19 protein-coding genes are annotated in these 24711 nt (G+C 51.3%); 2 read left to right on the forward strand and 17 right to left on the reverse strand.

The features are described 5' to 3' along the window. Nucleotides 1–51: 51 nt before the first annotated feature. From O6D90_RS24015 to O6D90_RS24050, 8 genes are all read right to left on the reverse strand, one after another. Nucleotides 52–1329 (reverse strand): DUF3150 domain-containing protein, encoded by a 1278-nt coding sequence (locus tag O6D90_RS24015; protein WP_000170086.1) that lies wholly within the window; start codon nucleotides 1327–1329, stop codon nucleotides 52–54. Nucleotides 1330–1528: 199 nt separating this feature from the next. Next, a complete protein-coding gene (locus O6D90_RS24020) occupies nucleotides 1529–2539 on the reverse strand; it encodes a YqaJ viral recombinase family protein (RefSeq protein WP_000706865.1) in 1011 nt (336 codons plus the stop codon). A gap of 62 nt (nucleotides 2540–2601) precedes the next feature. After that, entirely contained in the window at nucleotides 2602–3591 is a 990-nt protein-coding gene (bet, locus tag O6D90_RS24025; RefSeq protein WP_001282585.1) for a phage recombination protein Bet, read from the reverse strand. A gap of 94 nt (nucleotides 3592–3685) precedes the next feature. Further along, entirely contained in the window at nucleotides 3686–4216 is a 531-nt protein-coding gene (gene ssb / locus O6D90_RS24030; protein ID WP_000987165.1) for a single-stranded DNA-binding protein, read from the reverse strand. A 60-nt stretch (nucleotides 4217–4276) separates the two neighbouring features. Continuing rightward, the gene (locus O6D90_RS24035; RefSeq protein ID WP_000739139.1) at nucleotides 4277–5185 is read right to left on the reverse strand and encodes a hypothetical protein; all 909 of its coding nucleotides are present in this window, start codon (nucleotides 5183–5185) and stop codon (nucleotides 4277–4279) included. Nucleotides 5186–5195: 10 nt separating this feature from the next. Then, the gene (locus tag O6D90_RS24040; protein ID WP_000085162.1) at nucleotides 5196–6164 is read right to left on the reverse strand and encodes an AAA family ATPase; all 969 of its coding nucleotides are present in this window, start codon (nucleotides 6162–6164) and stop codon (nucleotides 5196–5198) included. A 219-nt stretch (nucleotides 6165–6383) separates the two neighbouring features. Beyond that, nucleotides 6384–6569, reverse strand: a complete 186-nt coding sequence (locus O6D90_RS24045) for a hypothetical protein (RefSeq protein WP_001186917.1) — start codon at nucleotides 6567–6569, stop codon at nucleotides 6384–6386. Between the two features lie 303 nt (nucleotides 6570–6872). Beyond that, complete coding sequence (locus O6D90_RS24050; RefSeq protein WP_000547566.1) at nucleotides 6873–7193, reverse strand: hypothetical protein; 321 nt, start codon at nucleotides 7191–7193, stop codon at nucleotides 6873–6875. A 293-nt stretch (nucleotides 7194–7486) separates the two neighbouring features. On the opposite strand from O6D90_RS24050, the gene O6D90_RS24055 reads away from it, so the two are divergent. Then, complete coding sequence (locus tag O6D90_RS24055; protein ID WP_000796664.1) at nucleotides 7487–8128, forward strand: hypothetical protein; 642 nt, start codon at nucleotides 7487–7489, stop codon at nucleotides 8126–8128. Nucleotides 8129–8250: 122 nt separating this feature from the next. Continuing rightward, nucleotides 8251–9111 carry a hypothetical protein gene (locus O6D90_RS24060; RefSeq protein WP_000709517.1) on the forward strand — a complete coding sequence of 287 codons (861 nt, stop codon included), beginning with the start codon at nucleotides 8251–8253 and terminating at the stop codon, nucleotides 9109–9111. Between the two features lie 38 nt (nucleotides 9112–9149). On the opposite strand, the gene traN is transcribed toward O6D90_RS24060, so the two are convergent. The 9 genes from traN to O6D90_RS24105 form a co-directional block, all read right to left on the reverse strand. Further along, nucleotides 9150–11948 (reverse strand): conjugal transfer mating pair stabilization protein TraN, encoded by a 2799-nt coding sequence (gene traN / locus O6D90_RS24065; RefSeq protein ID WP_001256487.1) that lies wholly within the window; start codon nucleotides 11946–11948, stop codon nucleotides 9150–9152. A gap of 115 nt (nucleotides 11949–12063) precedes the next feature. Beyond that, nucleotides 12064–13071: a TraU family protein gene (locus tag O6D90_RS24070; RefSeq protein WP_000983283.1), complete on the reverse strand. Its 1008-nt coding sequence runs from the start codon at nucleotides 13069–13071 to the stop codon at nucleotides 12064–12066. After that, complete coding sequence (locus tag O6D90_RS24075) at nucleotides 13068–13739, reverse strand: EAL domain-containing protein (RefSeq protein ID WP_001337754.1); 672 nt, start codon at nucleotides 13737–13739, stop codon at nucleotides 13068–13070. The genes O6D90_RS24070 and O6D90_RS24075 overlap by 4 nt, the downstream gene beginning before the upstream one ends. Next, nucleotides 13736–15001: a TrbC family F-type conjugative pilus assembly protein gene (locus O6D90_RS24080; RefSeq protein WP_000621288.1), complete on the reverse strand. Its 1266-nt coding sequence runs from the start codon at nucleotides 14999–15001 to the stop codon at nucleotides 13736–13738. Before O6D90_RS24080 ends, O6D90_RS24075 begins: the two co-directional genes overlap by 4 nt. Then, nucleotides 14964–15494: a S26 family signal peptidase gene (locus O6D90_RS24085; protein ID WP_001010738.1), complete on the reverse strand. Its 531-nt coding sequence runs from the start codon at nucleotides 15492–15494 to the stop codon at nucleotides 14964–14966. The genes O6D90_RS24080 and O6D90_RS24085 overlap by 38 nt, the downstream gene beginning before the upstream one ends. After that, nucleotides 15491–15808 carry a hypothetical protein gene (locus O6D90_RS24090; RefSeq protein WP_000351984.1) on the reverse strand — a complete coding sequence of 106 codons (318 nt, stop codon included), beginning with the start codon at nucleotides 15806–15808 and terminating at the stop codon, nucleotides 15491–15493. Before O6D90_RS24090 ends, O6D90_RS24085 begins: the two co-directional genes overlap by 4 nt. Before the next feature lie 14 nt (nucleotides 15809–15822). Beyond that, a complete protein-coding gene (gene traC, locus O6D90_RS24095; protein ID WP_000637386.1) occupies nucleotides 15823–18270 on the reverse strand; it encodes a type IV secretion system protein TraC in 2448 nt (815 codons plus the stop codon). Next, nucleotides 18267–18974 carry a DsbC family protein gene (locus O6D90_RS24100; RefSeq protein WP_001259347.1) on the reverse strand — a complete coding sequence of 236 codons (708 nt, stop codon included), beginning with the start codon at nucleotides 18972–18974 and terminating at the stop codon, nucleotides 18267–18269. The genes traC and O6D90_RS24100 overlap by 4 nt, the downstream gene beginning before the upstream one ends. A 148-nt stretch (nucleotides 18975–19122) precedes the next feature. After that, nucleotides 19123–24654: an Ig-like domain-containing protein gene (locus O6D90_RS24105; protein ID WP_000606833.1), complete on the reverse strand. Its 5532-nt coding sequence runs from the start codon at nucleotides 24652–24654 to the stop codon at nucleotides 19123–19125. Nucleotides 24655–24711: the final 57 nt, after the last annotated feature.

Raw genomic sequence — 24711 nt, forward strand, 5'->3', positions numbered from 1 at the left:
CCCCTGGAGGGAATGGCTATCCCCTCCGGGTCGGTTTAGTTGAAGTGACTATTAGAAGAAATAGTCGCCATCGTCGTCAGTTTTAGGCAGCTCCTGGTTGAGAGGCTCCTCTGTCGGCTCCTCTTGGACAGGCTCTTGCTCTACCGGAGTTTCCTCAGGCAAAACCGGCTCATCCTCAACATCAACGCGCTCTTCTCGAACCACATCACCGGCATTGGATTCATCTTCCGATTCACCCTCGCCTCGTTCTGCAAAACTCTTGAAGAAGTTGTCGATGTCTTCATCCAGGTCAACAGCGTTACCACCGCTGTTAGTCTGTTCTGATTGAACAGATTCAGTACCACCTACCTGTTGCTGCTTGGTTTCGCCACCCTCTGTTGCAGGGATAAGCTCACCGGCTTTATCGCTTTTCTGTTCGGCCTTTTCATCTTTAGAACGGTCCCCCATCTGGGCTCCCGAACCGCCAATGTCATTAGCCATGCCCTCTACAGTAATCGAGCCATTGGCATACTGCTCGATGCGGTCCCTCTCGCTCATGATCAGCACTGCGGCCACGACCTGATAAAAGAAAGGCGCAACGATGTTTCGGCCATCGGCATGTTGCTCGTATCCCCGGAGGGTTTGGTCGAGCAGCTTGACCAGAGGGTTAAAAGCGCTGTTCAGGAAGCTAAGCCCATCCACCTTGTCGCGGATGTTACGGAGTGTCTGCCGAGTAGTGACCGCACATTGGTCTCGACCGGCCAAACGTTCCATATAGAACTTATTCGCTTCCTGAACCACTTCGGAGATGAGATCGTCACCCAAGCGCTCAACCTTGCGGTTAAGGCGTTTGGCGTTGGCCTCATCTTCGTTCACAGGCTGGATCATGAACACCTGGTACTCAAAGCCAATCCGCTCCTCGACCGTTTCCTTTGGAAGGGCTCCGGCACGGATAGCTCGTTCATACTCAGGGTTCTCCTGACACCATTCATCCACGGCTTTGTTGTAACCTTTGATGAAATCCTGTTTCAGTTGGTTAAACTGAAAGTTTATGTCATTCAGCTTGTTACAGATTTCATCGGTCTTGCTGACGGGTACGGCAAATCCGTTCATGAACGGCATACCGAATTTCAGCAGGAGGCGACGAGTTTCTGTTTTCAGGCGATGAAAGCCTTTCAGCTTAGCCGGATCACAGATCTTCTTACTTCCCAGTTGAGCTACTTTCTCAGGTGGAATTTCACCACCCTCGCCCAGCTTGAGATCAGATGCAGACAAACGGGTTTGTCCACTCCAGATGTCAAAGTCTACGTGGATAACACAGAGGCTTTGTAGATGGTTCACTTTAGTCATGATGCACTCCAAAAAGTTGGGGGCGCACCACGTCCCGAACCGGGCGGATGCGCCCGGTTGGGCTAGTAAATTAACGTTAATTTGCTGTTTGTTTTTGGCGACCAGCTATCGCACTTTTCGCTCTCCGAAGAGAACAAAATCTTGCTTTCCGTTGGAGACTCCCAGAATCCCCAAGGGAAAGCGGGGGAAAATCCCCCACTCACCAGTAGAACGTCTCTACTTCTTCCGGCAAATCATCAAGAGGAGCAAGCACGTCCTCATCAACAATGTACCGTGGCTTCACAGAGCCAGTAACCGTTACACGGCACCGCTCTGATGACTTCTCTCTGTACTGGTCAACATCCTCAGGCTTCACGCCTGACGCCTTATCAGCCAACAGCTTTTTGTAGTCTACCCGGCCAGCCGCTTTGTATCTCGTTACCATCACACCGCAGTAGTCGGCATGGAAGTATTCCCCCATGAGGGACTTCATGGTGTCGAGATGAGGCTTTTGCCTTTCTTGAAGCTCAGACAGTCGCTGTTTCAGCTCCTGAATCTCAGCATCATAGAGGCGGTATTCCTCAGCAGCAGCAATCCAACGGTTGACCTCTTCACCTTGCGGTATGTACAGGTCTCTCTCTGGATCTTTGTCGGGCTCCTTCTTGTCTACTACCTGTTGCCAGAACTTTTTAGCCTCGGCCAAGATTTCTTGAATCATGGCTTCGTCTCGGAGTATTGGAAACTCCTGAATCTGACCTTCAAAGTAGAAGACTAACCAGCCTTGCTTGGCCCCCGTTACCAGGAGCTGGTGTTGCACCTGCGGGTAATAAAGCTGGTATGCCTTGCTGTTTGCTTTCTCAGCACAAACATCTTCCCAGACAGTCGCACTCGGGCTTTTCAGCTCGACGGGCTCCCCGTTATCTCTCAGGCCATCCAGGGAGGCCCTCATGAGCGGGTATTGAACCGATTCGACACAGGCGGGGAGCAGCATGTCATCATACTTCTCCTCGAAAGCGCGTCTTGCAGCATCTTCGTTTTCTATCCCCCGGCGAACCAGCGGATTAAGACTCAGATCGACTTCACGCGCATACCCAGTCTTCTCGGCCCACAGTCTCCATCGTGTTTTGTACGGAGACCGATTGAGCAGGATAGCGGCGTCAGTGGCTGTTACACCTTGACGCCGCCAATCAAGCCAATCTTCCTCTCGTTGCGATAGGTTGACTATTTTCATGGACCTCTCTCCAATGGTTAGGAGGGAGATCTCCCCCAGCGGGGGAGTCCCCCCCGTTGGGGTTAGTAGTAACTGCCTTCCGCGCCCTCCTCTTCTGTAACAGGGATCATGTCCTCGTCACTCAAAGGCGGCATTTCTTCGGCACCAGGTTCAGCATTTGCAGAACCACCAGCGGCGGACTCTTGCTCGTGCGCTTCCTGGTAGTCAGGTTTCGGAGGCTCCATTTGATCCATCTCCTTGTCACGAAGGAATTGAGTCGCATATTGCAGTTCCGAACCTTCATACCGTCCCTTCACATACTCATGCGCCGCAGACCATGCGTTTTCAGCAATGGCGCGATTTGCGAGTTTGGTTAGGATCGGGTCAAGCTCTTTGTGCTCAATAGCCAAAGGCTCTTGGCTTTGAACTTGAGATGGTGAAGGGAGATTGGCAATAGCCGGGTTAATGGCCGATGCCTGCTCCATTTCACGGATGCGTTCAGCTTCATCCTGGTCATAAATACCAGAGAAACCAAATGCGACACGAGAACACTGGATCAGCGACTTGTGCCGGAGTTGACGCTTGGTGTGCGTTTGCCAGGGGCCATCAACAGTGTAAGCACCATTGCGACCTTGACCCTGAAACGGTTCACGGTACACCTCATCAATGAACTCCTTGATGCGGATAGGGCGAGATCTGTCCTTACGGTAAATCACGCATTCAATCCACTCAGGGCAGTCAACTTTCGCCCCCTGCATTCTGACCATCTTGTCCGAATACACGAACTCGACGCCATCATACTGGGGATGCTCGTTGATGATGCGGCTCCAACCATCAACACCTACTACCGGAATGATCCCATTTTGCTTGTCAGGAAACGCATAGATTTCCCGAGTGAAAGGGTTCAAACCGTACTGTTCAGCCACGATCAGGAGCGTCATCATCTGCTCATCGGTCGGGGCACTTCCATCTCGCTGCTTGAATGCGGTCGCCTTCAAAGTTTCATAGAACTTTCGGGTGTCCACGCCAAACCGGCTTGCGATACGGGTTACAAGAGATTTGTTATCAGACATGGTGTTTCTCCAATTCACGAATGAACGGTTTGAGGACACCATGACCCCCTCGGGGCATGAGTGCCCCCGTGGGGTTTAGTAAGAGTTGGCGGTGTTACCCGCCAGCCAAGTGGTGCAGCCGCATGAACGGGATGTCATCATCCCAGCCATCAGGAGCGGGACCATAGCCTCCGCCCATACCACCTTGCGGTGCTGATTGCTGCACAGGAGCAGATTGCGTACCGGCTCCTGTACGTTGCCCTTTTTGGGGCGCTGCACGTTGAGAGTTGTCCTGAGGTGCATTTCCACGACCACCAAGCATCTGCATTTCAACGCAGTGTACTTCGGTGGTGTAGCGCTCGATTTGTTGGCTGTCAGTCCACTTCCGGGTGCGGTTGCTCCCTTCGAGATAGACTTGGGAGCCCTTTTTCAGGTACTCACCAGCGACTTCTGCCAAACGACCTTTAAGCACAATACGGTGCCACTCAGTATGCTCTCTTTGCTCGCCAGACTGCTTATCGCGCCACGTATCCGTTGTTGCAACGTTGAAGTTGGCAACGGCAGTTCCGCTTGGCATGTAGCGAATTTCCGGGTCAGAACCGAGATTACCGACCAGAATTACTTTGTTGACGCCTTTAGACATCATGACCTCCAAGTTATTTGGAGAGGGCCAACGCCCCTTTCGGGGAGCAAGCCCCCGTAAGGGTTAAAAAAAGTGATCCTCTTGTTCGGCGTCGATCTCTGCCAGGCGAATCAGCTCAGATACAAGGCCAAGCCTTTCTGCATCTGCTCTTACTTCGTCGTAGCTGAAACCAAACCGTTCAATGAGGGGTTTTAGTGAATCAAAACGCTCGTAGTCGAAGGTATCACCCTGTTCATCACAGAATGCCACCAGCGGCTTCTCTACGTTTGAAAAGTCATCCGCGAAACGCTGTTGCAGGTAAACCAACATCAGCAGGGGTTTGTGACCATGTTCCGGGCGGAGTTCACCAGCGCCTTCCAGCGTAGCTGGATGGATAGTGTTTTCGCCTAGTCCAGTGCTAACCCCAAGCTCATAACCGCTGTCAGTACGCATCAGCACACTGGGTAGCAAGTCATTTGAGCCTTCGCTCCGAGCAACCTCAAAGCCGATTAAACCGGCTCCTTTGGCAAAAACCCCAGCAACAAAACCTTTGAAGAGGTTTATGTCACCTGGAGGTAACTCAGAGGGCGGAGATAACAGCCAGTTGAGAGATCCCAAGCTGGCTGTTTGTCCGGCTGAAACATTCCCCCCTTCCAGCACCGTCTGTGTCTCTGCGTTTACCAGCACCTCATCCAGAAAGGTGTACCCCTGGCTGAGAAACTGTGACACATACTGGCTTTCTTTGTCCTTGTAGGACATTGGGATCGTGTCTGGGCCGTTAGCTTCAAAAGGTCCTTCGAGCTTTGTCTCAGACCAATTTTCAGCTTTCCCATCAGTGACGGTTCGGCGTAGCTCGACCATCGTGAATTGGCCTGGCTCCGAGGAGCTGGGCTCCCGGAGCAACTTGTAGCCAATGAAGACTTCTATTGTGGTTTCGTCATTGCCCCACTCTTTAGCAGTGTAACGACGGCACAAACAGTCATTTTTCTTCATGCGTCACCCCTTAGCGCCATTGGTCCCCGAACACATCCTTCGCAACACGCAGGATGGCTTCACGCTCCTCTTTGGCCGCACGGATAAGCAGAGCTTGATCCAGGGCGTATTCAAGAGCATTTGGGGCACCACGGAACGCTAGAGACAGTTTCGCCCAACGCACCAACGTCCGAGTGGACATGGTGACGCTGATCTGACCATCTTCACCGTTTTCGCCAAGAAACAGTTTGCGGACCTGATTAGCAATCCGAACCATTCCCTTCCGCACATTTTCCGGAAGTTTCGGAGTAACACGGCCAAGAATGCTGAGTTCAGCTTCCTCATCCGCATACCCTACTTTGGTGAAACGATAGCGATCCATAGCTGCGAGGTTCTGCATCATCACCCCCTGGTACAAACCAGAAGCATCACCGGACCCCGTAGAGTTACCAGTAACGACCACACGAAACATCGGGTGCGGCTTGATGATTTCCCCGCCATTCTGAGCGATCACAAGGGGACGCCCTTCAAGGACATCGTTGAGACCAGCCAGCTCGGCAGGGTCGGCCAAATCCACCTCGTTGATGAGGAGCAGATGACCTTCACGCATAGCGACTGCCAGAGGTCCATACATGAACTTCATGACAGGTGGTTGACCAGGCTTTTCCGCGACCAGAGCGTGATGTCCAATCAGATCTGTCAGCTCCATCCGCCCGTGGGCAGTGATTTGCTGAACAGGCCAGTTGAGACGACCAGCGATCTCGGTGATACCTGAGGTTTTGCCAGACCCGGTAGGGCCGGTTACGAACAATGCGTCACCGCCAGGCTCTTTGAGATAGGCCAAGACCTCTCGCAGAAACTCTTTGCGGAAAACGTAGTTGGTATCAGTGGCAGGGATGAAAGGGTTTGAACCGTCAGCGTAGCCGATGGCCGTTACCTTCTCCGGAATGCTGGGCATACCGAAAACCTTGCTTACTGAGAATTGAGAGTATTGAGACATAGGTGCGCTCCTATTGTGACAGGCGCACCACGTCCCGAACCGGGCGGATGCGCCCGGTTGGGCTAGTAAATTAACGTTAATTTGCTGTTTGTTTTTGGCGACCAGCTATCGCACTTTTCGCTCTCCGAAGAGAACAAAATCTGCTTACTGATGGTATTCACCATGAGTAAGAAGACTTTTAAGGAGCGAGGAGAGTAGCCTCTCCTGGAGGCCACTCCCTCAATGGACGAACATCACCACATCGTCGTTTTGACCAATGACCCCGGTTTCTTTGGCCCACTTCACTGCTTCACTGTGCGCCTGGTAGGAGCTGGAATACAGTTTCGGATCAAATTTCACCTCGCGTCCATCAGCCAGATAGATGATGCCTGCGTGATCGTCGTAAACATGAAGATTCTGTTGCATTCGACATTCCCCCTGTAGCTTGTCGTCAAAGCCAACTGACACCAGAAGACTTTGAGGACAAGCCACAGAGGCTTGACCAGAAAGAGAGGGGTTGCCCCCTCCCTTTGCGTTGACTATCAGCAGTAACCGAACGATTCAGCGATTCTCACGAAAGGACGAGAGATTGCCCAACCAGTAGGGATACACAAAGCGATGATAGCGATTTCCATGATGTTGCTCCTAAGCAAAAAGGGGCAACATCCCCGTCGGGGTATGGTTGCCCCGATGGGTTTGAAAGTGTCGAAGATTACTCAGCGACAGTTATTACCAAACAAGTTCCTTGCCCTTACGAAGGTAAGTCGGGATTTCGAGATAATCCCAGTCAGGTTCTTGTTTAGCGACTTCTTGAACTTGAGTTACCTCAGGTTCAACGACTGCTTTGGCTTGTTCAGCCTTGGCAGCACGTTCTTTGATGACGGCCTGTACAGACCGCATTGCAGGAACTGCGAATTTGTTCCAAAGGAACAAACCGATACGCTGGAACACTTTAGCGAGAACGATGAAGGAAAAAGCAAATGCCTTCGCGCCTACGTACAGTGCGCCCAGAGATGCAAGCAGAACTACAATGAAAGTGATGATGTGCATGGTGTTGCTCCTATGTAAAAAAACAGGGGCAACACCCGAAAACCGGGAGAAGCCCCCGGCTTGGGGTTAAGTAATGCCATACGGCATAAGACTAGATGCTGTTTGTTTTCGGAGACCAGCTATCTCACCTATAGCCGCAGAGCGACTAAGATGATTCAAATATAGCTCACCTTTGCTAAACAGAAAACGCTGTAACTGTCCATTTTGGGCACTTCGAGAGGTCAGGTTACAGATTGACCGCATTTATCCTTTCCAGTGCGTTTATCTGTACCTCAAATTTAGGAGTATCTCTAATGGCAGAAGCACAAGTAGCACTGGACACAAACAACGACCGCAGCAACCACTACTCTCGCCCTGTTTTCAAGCAAGTTCTGAAAGTAAACAGCCTCCAAGCTCAGCGCGTCATGGAACGCAGCTTTGAGCGAGTTTCCAACTCCCTGTTCTCCATCGACGTGATCCTTCGCATCATCGGTGAGCAGGACGAAATCGACCAGGTTGAAACCGTCATCCTGGAACACATTTCCAAGGTCTCCGAAGACCTGGACAAAGCTACCGCCCAGCTCAACAAGCTGATGGAAGACAACGGCATCGACATGATGCCCGGCTACACCAACCCGAATGAATACACCATCGAGATCAACTCTCCTCAGGTTGCTCAGTTTGCACACCTGATCCGCAAACTGGATACCCTGATGGGGATCGTTGACACTCTCTGGCTGAACACCGTACTGACCAGCAAGCAGCGCACCGACGCCACTTACCAATGGCAGCAACGCCTCATCAAGCTGGCCGGTCGAATCATCGGCATCGAGAAACGGGCTCGCATTTCCGCCCACAGCAAAGGCAAAGAAGGTGAAGTGGCCGAAGCCGCTCCGGAATCTGCAACCGGCGACAAGGAAATCGCAGACGAAGCCGAGAAAACAAAAGCAGCATAACCCAGCCCAAACCTTTGCCCCTCGCCCGAGGGGCTTTTTTTTGTCTTTTATGGTTGCATTTTTTGATGCTGTGATATTATCGAAGTAAATCAGATTCAACTCAGGTAAGAACGGAGAACAACATGAAAAAGGCTTTAATCACCACCGTGGCTCTGGCTGTAGCAGCTCTATCTGGCTGTGCATCCACCAGCAGTTACGAACCCACAGCGTACAAAACCAATCACAGTCGCGCTTACAACATCGCGGAGGCCGGTGGCCTGGTAACAGGCATCCAAGACGCTTCTGTTCCGCGTGACAAGCTGGAGCGTCTGACCGACACCAAAACGTTTGGGGCAGCCTACGTGCTGTCTGGCTACATGTCCCCTCAGCTCGGAATGACCGACTGGCAAGGTGGCTTGGTCAACCTTGCGAACTGGGCTATCGGCCCCAAACAGCATGGCGCTCGCAATAGCTTGATCGCTTGGATGCCTGCTAACGAAGCAGTTTCACCGGCAGACGCTCAGGCCAAATTTCTTTCACATGTGAAAGTTTCCATTGAGTCAGCGCTGACTGATTTGGGTGCCAATTTCACGCTTCTGTATGACAAAGATGGTCGCCTAACCTATCAGTTCTACAAGAATGAATGGGGTTGCCCGACGTGGGTGAACGGACAAAGTAAGGTAGCTGACATGTGTTCCGTTAAGGTGAAAATCGTGGAGCCTCGCCTAGGGTCAGCTCCTAATTTTGTCTCTGGCGTTCAAGGTACAGCGTATGCCTTCACATCAGGCCATGAGACCGCATACAACTTTGTGAATGTCGGTAATGGGGCAGCAAGCCATGCTCCTCAGCAAGCGATCTACGCAGCTATTAGCAAACAGCTACCAGCTTGGGCCTACCTCTACCTTGCTCCAAAATCGGTTGAGCTGGATAATGGCGAAAAAGTTGCTTTCCCTTACCTTCTTGATCAGGGAAAAGCAGAGTTATTTGTTTACCCAGAAGCGTAATCAATCTACATGAGAAAGGGGCCGAAAGGCCCCTTTTTTTATCCACCACCACCAGTTGGCGCGCCTGTTTGAGGGTCTATGCTGTTTGTCGCCTCTTTTCGCTTCGCGTCAATATCAATCCCTTCCAACCGCTCCAACGCCCTTTCCTGAGCATTCTTCCGCGTCCCGTCAATATTGAAGTCATTCCCTGCTCCAGTCAGCGAGTCGAGATTTATTGAGGCCGGATCAGGGAATTTACCGTTCTGCTGTAATATCCCAAGCCACTCATCCAAATTAATTTTGCTCCAATCAATTTCGGCAATTTTATCTAGTGGAATCCCTTCACACTGAGGATTTTTGGGGTCTCCAAAGTTCTGCCCCAATTGAGGGCGAACCTGTTCTTGTATAATACGAGAGAGCGGAGAATTGAAGCAGCAATACGCTTCTCTTTTTTCAATACAAGCGCCCAACACCTTAGATTTACAATAAGAGCCTACATAGGTGCAATTCTTGAGCGCTCTTTTGGCGTTCATAGTGAACTCTTCTTCCTCGCACTTATAAATCATCTGGATCATCACCATCGCAACGACATAGACGGTATATATCGTCATGGCAGTGCTAAGCCATGTTGTCGCAGTCTCCATCATTGCTTCGGCAGCTTGTTCAGATGCTGCGGCAGCCGCCTGCTCTGTTGCTGCATCTTGGCCTGCTGATTTCATGACATCCATCATCACTTCTTTGACTTGCTCTTTGAGCTGGTCAATGAGTTGATCAACAAACTGCTCTACAGGCTGGAAGAACGAATCAACAGCACCTGAAACGTTCTCTATATAACTTGTGAACGGTTTTGTGACTTCTGTCCACCCTTGAAGGGCAGGTTCCCTAAGTACCTGATAAGCACCTTTAAGCGCATTACCATCAGTCAGCCCCATCACTGCGCCATCGAGCTTTGGAACGGCCATTATTAGGTTCAGATAATCGGCAAGAGATATATTGGTTGGCTTTTCACAGCAATCAGAAACTCCCCCAACAGCTATCTTGCATTCGCCAGCTTCCCCTGCAAAAGCAGAGCAAATAACGTTTTCATCCCCGGTAGGATTGTCATCCCCATCTTGGCCTGTGCAGCTCATATCCTGCGTCATGAATTGGGCTGCATTGAGCAACGCAGTAGCGCGAGCAAAATCAGTGCTTTGTGTTTTGGTCAAATCAAGGCAGTCATCTCCCATGCAGCGTATAGGCCCACCGCACTGGTACTCAGTTTCCTTTTCCAAGGTCGGAACAGAAACATCTGTACCACAGTCATAAGTATCCTCGTGGACGTAGCACGTACCAGAACTTCCCTGAGCACCATCAACACATTTGGAACTGATGAAGCCGCACTGAGGGTTTTCTTCATATTTCTGACAGCTATCGAGATTCCCGCCCGTGTTTACCGGACAGTGCGTTTCACCTTGAGGGTCTGTCCAGCAGTCCATTTGCCCCTTATAAAAGTCATAGTCAGCTTTAACTCGAACCTTTTTGCATAGTTTTGGAATACCAGGCAAAGGTGACGGCTTGAGTTGAGATTCGCAAACTTTGATCCCATTGATGACTGTGCAGCCCGTAGCATCAGTCGGGTCATCTATACATGTGATCTCGCCTTCCGCAAAACCATCTACAACCCCTTTGGCTGAATCCATGCAGCTCTGTGGAGCCCACTCATCCTTGGTAATGGCTTTTGATGGGTCATAGCGTAGCTTTATGCGGCCAAAACCCTCACCTGCGCCAGTTACTGAAACGCGGATCTTAAACGTAACAACATCACCATCTTTCACATTCTTGAAATAGGGAGTGACATCAATATTAGGGTTTCGCTCCCAACTTGTTGACAATTCACATCGGCCAGCCGTTTCTGGAGGGAAATTGCCGTCAGGGCCGGACCATACTTTAGTTTCCTGACCTGATTTACCAACCCAAACTTGCATGTAGTCATCCCACTTGGCGTACTCAAGAGTTGCAGACACTATGGCGTCTGGATTACTGACTTGGACCCGCGTGTATTCCTCATAAATCGAACAGTTGCCACTCCAGTAGTCGTTACCAACTCGGCCAATCCACAACTCAGTACAGCCTTCTCCACAAGATTTGAGGTTATATGGACCATCATAGTGCTTCACCACAGAGGCATCGTAGTCATGGACAACCTCACAGTCCGCGCTTTGATCTACAACACGCTGACACCGTTCATACTCTGGAATGTGGGCGTTGATAGTATTCTGATTGATGGTTGTTTCGGCAGAACAATCCCCAAAGCCACCTGCGATGAGGTCCATATCCTCATAGGTCTTTTTGCTTAGATTTAGTACAGGGTCATTACTGAAATCAGGGCGTGATCGATTAGAGGCATCGAGAAGAACCTTGTATGCCGCACCAGAGATTGATGGATTAGCACTATTGGCATCACTCCACAGCGACCCTTTTGCATTATTCCCCACGCTGTCCATGTCATCGCCAGAGTCGTAAATGCCTTGCAGACCGCCCACATCAGGTTTATTGGCATCAGGGAAGTAATAACTATCAGGTTTATTGTTGGTCCCGCTCGTTCCGGGGAATAGATCATTGACATTAATCTGACTCCCCCCGTTCATTTGGAATTGACCGTCTTTCAACGTCGGCATAGAGATTGTGCCATCTTGCACAGTCCCCGAGCTCGACTTGAATGAGTTTGAGAGGTTTTGTCCGAAAGCCTGGGCCTCTTTACCCACCGCTGTGATGTCCTGGTCTTGGCTACCGTTAGCGTAGGAATGTATCGGCAGCGCAGACATGGTTACTGTCAACAGCGAGGCCACAGCTTTCATAAAGTAATTATGACTTCGCATTGTGTTCTCCATTTCAACCTTCCCATGCTATCTGAGAAGACAAGGGCCACCTGTACGTGTAGTGGCCCTTTTGGGGCATAATCTAAAATGCCCGTGCAAATTCGTTAGGGTCTGCTCAATTGTTACAGCAATCATTCCATCGCCAGATGGTGTAAATAGGGTCTTGCCCAATTGCCGGTATAGTTCGCGCCAGACCCCACGTAAGAGTGGATTCGCCAATTACGTGAGATGAGTTTGTCTCTGGAACCGGATGCAATAGCGTGAATTTGTACTGCGTTTTGGGTAGTGTTGGGCTAATAACACCTCTACACATAGCCTCAGAACCCATTGTCTTCCACGCTAACCCCCGGCGATGCAAAGCAGCCAGAACCCTTGTGCTAAGAAGACTGCTATCGCGGATAACACCTTTTCCACCATTCTGGTTGCCACTAAATGGATACAGGGTGCCCCATGAACCAGCACACCAGAAAAGCTGTTTTAAAGGTTTTCCAGCGGTTGATGAGACAGCATCAGCAGTACACGCAGCCGCCGCAATTGGGTTTGCTACTGCCGCCGCCTCTGGATTGGTAAAAAAAGCGAGCTCATCATTGTTCCAGGTCGGGTCGAGCTCCGACATGTACATGATGTCGAGATCCATATACCCATCAGCATTACAGGTCTGCTTAATAAATAAATCGAGCATCACCAACAGAGGAAACGCATAGTAGTGATAGTGCATAAAAGAACCATCACCACCATCCATGTCTCCCATGCCATGATGCCCTTGGTTAGTCCTATCAAACGGGAACCTGACACCATTCAAGACAGATGAGCAGCCAGGCACTCTCTGAAATTCAACAAGCCGTGCTGGCTCCCACATAGAAGTGGTGACTCCAGGCCGAGGGACCCCTAGATTATCCTCGCACATACACAGAGGGTTGCTTACGGCTTCACTCGGGAATGATCCGCCTCCACCACTTATAGGAACCCCTGCTACTTTGATGGGAAAAATACAGCTCCAGCAGATGTCAGTAATCAGTTTTCCGCCGATTACTTCCGCATTCTGGCACCCAGGGTCAGCCGATACCGAACGAACCCAAAAGACCGCGCTAACGGCAATGACCCGTAGAATTTTTTGCATCATGGTAAGGCCTTTACGTAATTCAAGTGTTTCTCCATGACAGCAGGCTTCCCGTGATAGAAACCTTGTTGCCATGACAGTCCAAGTAATTTGGCGCTCTCCCCCAATGGGAAGCTCTCCACCTGCTCAGCAATGAGCTGTATGCCTTTTCGGCGGCAGTGGAGGATGGCCGAGTAGTCTTCAAGCGACCGCAGTCTTCTCGCGTCAAACTTGCAATAGTGCCAGTCATAACGACTCAGGCGCTCCAGCGAAGAGTTTTTGTCTCCATAGTCATCCAGCGCCAGCTCAACCCCTATTTCGGTAAGAGCCTCCCATCTCAATGCGAGAGAGGCATCCTGAATGCCCTCGGTAATCTCGATGACAAGCCGTGATGAGTGATTCTTAGCAATGTCGCGGACAACCCTCCACCACGCTTTGAAAATGACGTCTGATTGCAAAGTATGTTCAGAGACATTCAGAAAAAGAGCTGGGTACAGATCCAAGCAATAATGAAGGTTGTCCTGAATGAACCGTGCCATCTCCATATCCACCAGCCCCCAATAAGGAGGTGATGACAGAGAGGATGGTGTAAGAACCCGGCCTTCGTCGTACCAACGAGCCAGTACCTCAGCAGCGACAAACGAACCTGTGCCGACGTCTTTAATTGGTTGGAAAGCCGGGGCAAAAATCATTCACCGCCCTCCTCAGCAAGTTCGCGGACAACAAACTTCTTGCCTCTGGCAGTAATGACGCTCGGTGTGTGCTCCAGCTCGAACCGGGTAATCAGATCTGGCGTCAGCAGATATACCGGCGCGTCAAAGTTGTCGGTGACACTCTTGTAGGAATCCCAGCCTTTGTCTTTGTCGAACTCTGTGGCGATATAGGTAATCCGTTGTACGCCAGGTTCCTGCTTAATTTCAGGCAGCTTCTTGGCGAGCAGCTCCATTTGCTTTTTGTCCAGCGGGTCGAAAACTACGACCGCTTGGGTAAATGGCCGCGTTCCAGGCTTGCAAACTTCCTTCGGATCGCACAATGGGTTGATCACGTCACCCGCGTGAGCGAACACAGTGCCATCCGGAGTGCTGATGTCACTGGTGATCATGACGCTAGGGTCAATTTCTCGTGTTCGAGATTTTGGCGCTCTGGGCAGCTCATTGAAATTCTGCTTGGTCCAGAAGCGCTCTATAGCCTGTTTCTTCTTCTCTTCCCAGTCGATATTGGCAAGGCGTTTCTTGGCAACATCAATAAGGTCTGGCTCACTGATTTTCTCCACCGGCCCCTTAACGCCGAGATCGCCTTTTTCTCCGTTATCCACTTCCCGAGCCAACCATACCGGGTCGGACAACCCGGAGACCTGGGCGACGACGTTTGGTTGTTCGCCAGGCAGCGGCTCATCCTCCAGCATCACAATCGTGGGAACGGCTGTGATGTTGTACGTTTTGAACAACGTAGGGTTGATGATGATGTTCGGCACTGGGTCTTTTTTGGCCGCGAGCGCCTGAATAGCTTTAACTCCCTGCCCCAAGTTCATTCCTTCCGGGATGCCACGGAACACAATTACAGAATCAGGCTGGCCTGACACCGCCGTTAGGACGTCATCTAACCCCTGTTCGCCAAGAGACAACGAGGCGAAAACCAGTATCCGATGGTCAGAGTAGATACCCTTTTCAGCCTGTTTCCGGTGCATCTCCTTGAGCGTTGGGTTAGTAGTTTGGAGCTGCTTGAAAAATGCCTTGGCTTCGGCCTGAGCCTCGTCCATGTGTTGGTTTTGCAACAGAGATGGCATTTCCATCTTCTGGGCCTTTTGGGCAATTTGCTTTCCTTTCTCAATAAGCGCCTTATCCTGCTCTGTGAGCGGAGACTCTTGAGCGTATGCCCCGCCAGCCACAGAGAATATCAACGCCACCAGAACGCTCTTAGAACAGGGGATATGCGCGGCCAATGATCTGATCATTTTTCACAGTCCCCCAGTAACGTGAGTCGAAGCTGAATGGGCTTTTGCCCATAAACCAGTAGTTATTCTCTTTCAGCGTGGTCTTGCCGTAAAAGTGGCTCTCTGGCAGATGTAGTTTCCCTGCGAGCTGGAGCCCCTCTCCGACGACATCACCATTGACGGTGATCTTCCACTTATCGTTGATCTCGACTTTATCCCCCGGCATACCGGTGAGGATTTTGACCATGCGAGTCCCGTCCTTGTAGAAAGGCTGCATGTTCTTGGCTTGGAAGGCGTAAACAGCTCCCCTCTCCAGAGTTTGGTCGTTCAGATCAATGAGGAAGAAGGTGTAACCCGGCAGGCACTTCTCCTGTTGTGGATCAATGCCAATACGGTAGCGGCTGGCAAAGGCCGCACCAGCAGCCCAAAGAACCAGTAGTGTCACACCGGCCTTAACCCCGAAGCGCTTCCAGGATTCCTTTTTGACGAAATACTTCTTGAGTGGAAAATTCATTTCAGCACCTCATCAGGGAGGTACACGTCACTTGGAGCACCGACGACAGCACTTGCGTCAAGGACCAAATAACCTGCGTCTTTCAACTTCAAAATTGCGTCATTGGTCTTGACCATCAGTCTTTCAACTTCCTCCTGAGAGGCACCAGCGGGATACGCCGACGCCACTTTAGCGAAGTCAACCACGACCACTGGCGGGGTTTGATTCAAACGCTGATGGATGCTTGCCGTTTGTTCGCTCATCACGTAGTAGCTACCGCCGAAGCCACCAGCGGCACCGAGAATGGCGGCGATTGCGATTGATTTAATGTCCATTACTGTCTCCCTGGTTATGCAGCCTGCTGACGGCTTCGCATCACGGCCTTGATTGCCTCAGGAATGCTCATGCCTTGTTTCACAAACTGGTCGATGGCGTTAACGTCCACCGGATCGGTCGAATAAAGCAGCTTCTGGAAGTCGCCCACTATCAAGCGTCCGACGCCCATGCCGCTCTTCGATTTGATAAAGATTTCTGAGTACACGCCCTGGATGGTGTGTACCGTCTTGAGGGTGTGGAACCCGCCCTCTGAAAGGGTCAGACGACCGCTACGTTTAACAGATTCCACGGTTTCTTCGGTTTGGCCGAGCAAGTACATGCTGGCCGAGTTCTCCGCGATGGCGCGGCCCACTGCGTTCTCATAGAGGTCGTTGATGGACTGCGTTGCAATGACAACGGAGCCACCGTACTTACGGAATTTGCGGTAGGCATGTTCCATGAAGACCGAGACCTCGCCCTCTTTGAGCAGGTCCCAGGCCTCATCCACGATGACGACTTTCTTGCGGTTACGTTCACCCAGGAATACTTCTTGCTGGATCTGGTAAATAAGCTGGAGCAGTACAACCTGACGCAAGTGCTTACGCCCTTGCAGTTCATCGAGCTCCAGTACAGTGAACTGGTTCTGGAAGCTGACGTTGTTCTTGCGAGAGAAGTATTTCCCGTAGCTACCTTTCGACGTAAAGGCGTAGAGCTGCTGACCAATATCCTTGAGGCGCTGGTCGTTTTCTTCTTCCAGACAGCGCTCAGCGATGTCGTCAACCTTCATCTCTTTACCTTTCTCTTCCCACAGGCGAGAAAGGACCTGTTTCAGCGCAGAGATTTGCCATTCATCCAGCAAGCCTTTGGCCGACGCCATTGCACAAACGAGGCTGACAATCGCGTCTTCTTCGTCCTCGTAGTTCTGTATGAGCTCGAACGGGTTGAGGCAGACGTGCGTTCCTTCTTCAAAGTGAACGAAGTCGCCATTGAGCATTTCCGACAGCTTCTGGTAGGACTTACCGGCATCAATAACCCAGACCTGAGCACCCTCGGACAAGTAGGAAAAAATCAGTTCGTTGGTAAGGAACGATTTACCCGAGCCGGATTCGGCTGCGATCACCAGGTTTTTGTTGGTATTACTGTCGTGAAGAGACAGACTCATGAGCTGGCCGTTGCGGGAAATCAGCGCTGCATGATAGGTCCCGGTCCCCTTCCATTCCCCAAACACCGGCAGGACCACAGCCGCCTGCTCGGTTGTCATGGTCTTGTAGCGGAATAGGTCTCGCACTGCATCCCGGTCTGTACAGAATGGCAGGCAGTTGAGGAACATCGGCAGAGCAACGAACTTATCCTCCATCAGCTCGAACCGAGATTCACGCCAGATGTTTCGTGCGGCCATCGCCGCCGCTTCAACACGTTCTTTGGTTGGAGCAAATAAAACCACCGAGTAGGTGATCTTGACTGGCTTAGCCCCCTCTTTCATGGACTCATAGAGAGTGTCGAAGCTCTCCTTTTTGTCCGCCAGCACCGGCACGAATTTGAGCATCGGCCCGTAGGCTTGGTTTACAGTGAACTGGCGTTTGCGCTCCAGAGTGTTTTTCGTGCTTTCTGCCTCAGGGAAAAACACATTGGTCACAACCATGTAGTTTTCTTTGATGCTGGAGTTGCCGCCGCTGAGATCCCCGGCATAGGTCAACGCATCACCAAAGTAGAAAACGTCAGGCAGCTTTTTCGCTGACATGACTTTCGCGTGGTAGTCCCCCAGCCTGATGCCGTTCTTGCTGACTTCCACATCAGTGCCGTAATCGAAGATTTGCTCGCAGATGGGCTTATCCATCTCCCAATCCACAGAGTCATGTCGCCATGAAGCATCCGGCCCCCAATTCAGGATGGTGCTCATGATCCGGATGTAGTTCACCGCCGTCATTGTGCGGGGACGCAGACCAACGGTTTGAAGCGATGATTCGACCTTCGTGCGAAGCTGTGCGAGCTGCTGGAGTTCGCTTTCAGTCGGGTTATTGTTCTTGATGGGGACTTTGCACGTAACGAACAGCTTGAGGTCTTGGATCAAGCCATTGTCGTAGATACCTTTGTTGGTCTTGGCAAATATGCGTTCTGTCGTGTGGTGCTGGAGGAAGTTAATCCGTTCCTTGATGACAGATGTCAGCAGCTCGTGACGGAAGCCATCACGCAACCCCATCATCCGGTACATCTCCTGATTGATGTCCGGGGAGCGGAACAGAACAAACTGGAGCGTAGTCTTCGACGGGAACTCCTGATTCAGGAAACCGTTCATTCGCTCCTGAACTTTTTCATCGGCACCACACAGGGGCTCACACATGAAACCAAAGCCTGCACTGTGGTCATCCATAAGGAAGACATGATCGTCTTCGTCATAGGCCAGGACAGGAATAATCCCGGCAGCTCGCAAGTGCTCCGGGATCAACGTTTCTTCGAGTTTCTTTTTGATGGTTACGATCATTCAACACTCTCCAACCATGATTTCAGGTTCTTCGGACGTCCTTTGCTGACACGACCATCCGGAGCAACCACGAACGGAACGCCCTCAATCCCAATGAAATGAGCTGTCAGCAGCGTTTGATCGTATTGGCCGGGGTCGCAGGTTTCTTTTGAAGGAAGGGAACCCAAGGTGTTGTTCATCAGCGCATCGAGCGCGTGGGTTTTGTCTTTCGCGCAGTACAAGTTCTTTGCCAAGCGGTTGGACTCAGCACCCAGAGCAGGAATCACGATAAATTTAAAGGTGTAATCATCCACCAGCGATTTGGCATCACCCATGAGCTGATGGCAAACCGCGCATCTAGGATCGACAAAGACCACCACCTCTTTGTCACCACGCCCCATCGAAACGGTGTTCAGCGTGTCCACATCCATGCCCATGCTCTTGAAGTGGATACGCTCCGCTACATCCCTCATTTGGGACATCGTGTTGAGGGGCTTCTTGCTCCACAGGTCGTAGATTTGTCCTGAAATAACAAATCGCCCGTTTTCAGAGAGGAACATGATCTGCCCATCACTTTGGACGGCTCGAACCCCTTTGATGGGTAGCTCTACGATGTCCTCTATCTTCGCCGCTCTGGGATCGGTGATTTCCAATTTCGATGACGCATGAGCCGTGCCGGTAATAATCCCGAACACCATCAGCGCCCCGAGTAATTTTGTCCGCATGTCTATCCCCTAAGATTGGATTACTGGATGCTGGGCAGTGTATCCGGGGGAGGGAAATAGACTCGCCTCTGTAATAGCCCAATTTGGACAATTCCAGCGCGATACAAAAAAAAGCCCGGTCTGAACCGGGCTTTGAGAGGAATGAACCTTAGTTCATGGTAACAGCTTCGGATTTGCCACCAGAGTCATCGACCCCAACCAGAGAGATGGTCGGCATCGTTTCATAGGTGCCCTTGCTGATAGTCACTCGATCAGAGCTGATGCTCTGCAACTCACCGGCAATGGTCCATTCGTAGGACTTCATGCGGCCATCGGTATCTTCGCAGTTCGCATAAACGATCCACGACCCAACGGTCTCTCGTGAGCTCAGGCTACATGCAGGCAACTTGTTCTCTGCCACATTGATGTTCACCTCGCCCTCAGCTTCATGCCCCATTTCTGAGGTTATTTTCAGCTTGATGCTGTGCTCACCAGCGCCCAGAGTTGCTCTGCCGTAGTAACCGCTGCTTTCCAACGGCGTACCATCTACCGAGTAGACGCGAGTCGAAATACGGTCGCGTGGGTGGCCGCCAGAAATGTACGGTCGCAACAGCACATCCAGAGGCTCACGCTCGTATTTGTTCGAGCCAGAGTATTGCAGGTCGATAGCATAGGGCTCTGCCTGGCCGATCTTGAGCGGTTGCTCGATCACGGTTTCATGGCCGCGAGCATCACGGACAGTCACCTTGATGTTGTAATCGCCCGGCTCATTGATCACAAAGGACCGGACAATATCCTGCCGCTGATCCTGAATCACTGCGCCTTCCGGCAACTCCCACTCGTAGGTCGGTTCTTCCAGCTTGCCGTTGAAGGCAATTGGCCGCACTGACGCGGTGATCGTCGCAGGAGCCACGTCAGCGTTCTTCCTGACCTGCATTCCGAAGCTCGGCCATACATACTGCCACACGCGGGAGCGTAGGCTATGCGAGGCTTCTGCACCCTGATCTCGGTATCCTTCGATCCAGGTGGTGTACTTCGTTTCTACAGTAGCCTGGTTGAGGTCAGTGTCCGAAGGCACGTACTCAGCAGTATCACCCTGCACAATTGAGCCATCAGGCAGCGTGAAGAACCCGTTCAGCTTCACGTCCATCCCACGGTAAGGCAGGCTGGTTTCGGCTTTGAACACATACTTCTTACCGGTCTCAATGACTCGCGGCCCTGTCACGTAAGGACGGGGGGCCTTCACTGCTCGGAAGTCAACTGCCGTTTTCGCAACTTCATAGGCATAGCCGTCATCAGCCGGTGCAGTGGCAGAGCGCACACGAGCCCACAGGCGGTATCGGGTTTCTTCATCGCTCGAAAGCGTGATGCTATCCCCTGTCTGCGCGTAGGTTTTGCCACCGTCAGTAGACCACTCAACAATGGCATTGCCACCGGAGATTGGCTCATCGTTCAACGTCAGGTTCGCTGTGTACTTGCCTTCACTTCCGACAAACAACGTGGTCGGGCCGATAACAGCAATATCAGGTTTGTCGTAAGCGACAACACTGACCGCTTCGGTGTACTTTTCCGCACCTGAGTTGACGTTCACCACCTTGGCCCGAACCTGGTACTCCCCCTTGTCGAAGGTCTTCACAAGCTGATACTTGTATCGATCTTCTGGGATGAACTGCTCCCAGGTTTTACCGTCGTCCTTACTGGTTTCCCACACAACCTGGCCGGTAGCCCGGAGATCCTGACGGTCGTCCAAAGATAGCTTGAACACAGCAGTGAACGGAGCTTCACCAGACAACTTGCGAGCCTCCACGCCAGCACCGATGGCACCACCACGAAGCACTGTCAAGAAGGCAGGTCTGATAGACAACTCTGTGCGGTTGTAACCCTCAACAGGGCTTTCCAGAACAGCCTCAGCAGCGATACGGACGGAGGAAGTATCCACACCAGACAGGTCTACTGAGAACTGAGCTTCACCGTTCGATGCTTCCGCATAATCAGTGAGCGCAACCGTCTCGTTGTAGGCCTTTTGCTGGATCAGGCGTACTTTCCACACCCCCATCGTGTTAGCGTCATAGTCACCATCAGGTTTGTACTGATCACGGATGAGAACCCTAACCGGCAATGCCTGGGTGTCAATCGCGGTATCACCTTTAACTTCAACGATAGGACGGATACTGTCAGAAGGTGCAGAGATAGCCCGGTAGACAACCTCAGTCTTCACATCAGGCACCTTGTTGTAGGCCGCGTTCACCTTGTAGGTGGTCTCCTCCCACAACGCTCGCTCATCGGTATTGATGCGGCGATACACCTTATTGGTGGCACCCCATCCCGGAGTGAAGGTCTCAGACTCAAGAACATCAGAGTTGCGCGATATGGCAATATCCAGATCAGCTCGTTCAGAGTTGATAATGGCATCACCCAGGTAGTTACCTGTCATCGGCACCAAGTAGATGTTGTCTTTGAAGTTGTAGTCGGAGGCTAGTTCAACGGTCGGAGCTGGTGGGTCAACCGCTTCGACATTGAAAGTCTCGTCGTTCAACGTCACCCGAGTGCCGTTACGGGTGAAAATACTTACCCGCCACCCCAGAGGGTGATCACCGTTCTCGGCCAGGGAACCTGACAACGAAGGAGATTCCGATAACGGGTCTTGGACCAGTCCATCGGGGATCTGCTGCCACTCGAACAGACAGGTGCGGCTTGCACTGCCAACAGCTTTGTTCGCGGCCTCGTTTTTCGCACGGTCAGCACTGAGAGTGATTGAACAATCAGGACCTTTGCTCTGCTTGAAGTTCACATCAAAGTCTTCAATGACGCGATTCACCTGAGCAATGTCATCAATCGGGGTGTAACCAACAGAGCCATAGGCAGTAGTTACCGTCAGGTTCTGAGAGCCAGACCCAACTTTTACCTTGGAACCGTCACCACTGAACAGGTACAGGCTGTATTCGACAGGTTGTTCACCAATGCTCACAGCCTGCCCCACCAGCCCGGCAACTTTCATCCCGTTGTTGTCCTGCGTAGTTTGTTCAGCCTCATCCGGAGTTCTGTCCCATTGGAGCAAACACACCGGGTCACGAATTGGGTCTGCGGCCATAGCCACATCCTCTTTCGTGGTGAACCGGCAAGGCACACCCGACTCTGGCAGGGCATAGATTTTCACCGGGTCAATAACCTGGCGAATTGTCCATGATTCAGCCGAGAGCTTGGCCGTCCCTTTCCAGGTATTGATGTCCACAACCAAGATGGGTGAGTTCGGCGCGGAGGTCATGACAAGAAGACTGGAAGAGCCGACCACATCAGGAACAGCCGGTTTAACCGGAATGCTCAAACGACCACCTGATGCACCGAAATCATGTTGGCTCATGATCCCCATTGTCTGGCCCGGCTCGATACGCACCCCATTCACCACCAGCGGCACTTTCGCATCAGAACGGAGGGTCGCAAACACGTCGTATGAACCTGTCACGACAGCACCATCACTGAGCGTCAGCGGCTTGGTCTCGATGATCCGCTTGCCATCTGCATGAACAAATTCATGAGTGACAGCGGGGACCATAACCTTGCCATCCATCCCATCCGCCAGCATCACCTGACGCGGTTTGTACTCGAAGCCAACCGCCTTTTGAACCGCGTTGCCTTGTGCGTCCTCACCGGAAACAGTCAGCGTGTAAGATTCCCCTTCCTTCAAAGACGGGAACATTACCGGGTACTCAAGGCGGAATCGACCTTTCGACTCCTCACGCCAAGACAACTGCACCTTGTCATCGGCTGGGCCTCCGACGAGGGCAATAGAGGTCAGCTTAGGACTCGGGTCGGCAGTATCAGTCAAGGTGATTACAACATCATCCAAAGACTGGATTGGTGCTCCATCACTGATCGATACGGTTAGTGTCGGCGCTGAATTATCTATGCTCATAGCATATTGGGAGCCAGTGAATACCTGCTTAACCTCATTACCGAAAGCATCTTTAGCTACGAGAGATATGCCGGTATATGTGCCCTCTGACAGATTCTCAGCAGAAAATGTGAAAAACCAATCATTTGTGCTACTACGAAGAACTTCAGTACGAGACAACGGACGTTCTTCGCCAGTCGAGGTTATCGCAGACGCACTTGAGTTGTTAGAAATAACCCACTGGTTAACACCCCAACCGTCAAATGAATCAGGCTCACGGAAATGAGCTTTAAAAATCCGCCCATTTCGTTCTAACCCAGCAATTTCAGGAGGGTTAAGGTCATAGCAGAACGTTGCCCCAATCCGATCAGACGGAAGTTCAGGCTTCCCTTCCGGTCGAGACCAATATCCAGGCCATGAACATGAGCGCCCACTGAACGATATATCCGTATCCACTTCTGCATAAGAAGCATTTGCCGGAATTTTAGTAGTAGGCAACCAAGATCCCCATAACTCCTGAGCGTAAGGTCTCGGCTCAACATGAAATCTCAGTTTTTTATAATGGTTAACTGAGCTCATATTAATGGTTTCACCGCGGACCCACTGACCATCATCCCTAAGATATTCAACATACTTACCGATGGGAGCCAAGCTAACCGATGGATCAGCTTTCACACTGACGGATGTATTACCAAGAGAGTTCATAACCCAGTCGTAAATAATAAACGACTTAGTTTTTGTCCCATGTTGCTGGAATACATCAGCTTGCGTCTGCCGATAATCATATGTACCGTCTTCGGCAATGATATTGCCTTCAATACAGTTTTTATAATCACACCAGTTACCGCTTTGAGCACCGTAAGGTGAAGAAGGATAGGAGTTTGTTTTGGGTATCCGGTAGAGCACCCTGTAGGTATCGGAATAAATGGTCATTCCGTTCTGATAAGGCGCAAAACCTGATAGGGCCTGACCATTAACCTTAAAAGTTGAGGCCTGCGGGTTCTTAGGGTCATACACTGCTACTGGCTCAGGATTCTCTCCAGACTTTGCACCTACTGAATCCCAAGCAATAGGATAGGCTATTGACCCTTTGTTCCCTGCTTTATCCAGGGCCTCGAAATGAAGCGTATATAGATCCTCCCCATTAGGGAACACAGTGCTCCAGTTCAACAACTGGCCTTGGCCGTTGGCGTAATTAACCGAGACAACAGGACTCCTCTTGCCTTTGCTATCTACAGCATACGCCTGTATAGAGGAAACCGAAGAACCGGCATCAGATGCAGACACATCTATACCTGAAAATCGGTTAGGACCTCGCAGTAGCGTTCCATCAGAAAGCGCCCGGTTCCATTCCCCTTTTACTGTCACGTTTGCCAAACTTGGCGCTGTCGTATCGACTTGAAGCGGGTATTCATCAGTCTGAACGGAACTTCCGTCTGACGCCAGTATTTCGGCCCTTAGTTTGTAGACTCCCTCGGAAGGAGCCGGTAGTTGAAGTTCCGCACCATAGTAGGATTTTCCACCCACTGTGATGCGATCAGTAGCCCCAAGAAGGTGGCTGGTCGCTGTCGAAACCACTGTTCCATCCGACCGAATCACCGAAATCTTTACCTTTCGGTCGATACCGGCACTCAAGGCAAACGAGATATTGCCCGTTGGGTTGGCATAGTTGGCATTCGGAGTCAGAGACCGTTGCGTACCATCTGGAGCCTTAAAGGTGTATTCCAGCAGCTCTGCATGAGCAGCACCAGCGGTAAGAACCGCCAGAGCCCCAAGCATCGCCGGAATTTTAGGCTTGAAATTGATCATCGCATTCTCCATTCGTTTTGAGTTACAAGAACCCAATGCTGGAGGTTACGGGAGGGA

The sequence above is a fragment of the Citrobacter sp. 21OH12SH02A-Citro genome (assembly GCF_027919895.1).
GTDB classification, from domain to species: domain Bacteria; phylum Pseudomonadota; class Gammaproteobacteria; order Enterobacterales; family Enterobacteriaceae; genus Citrobacter; species Citrobacter braakii.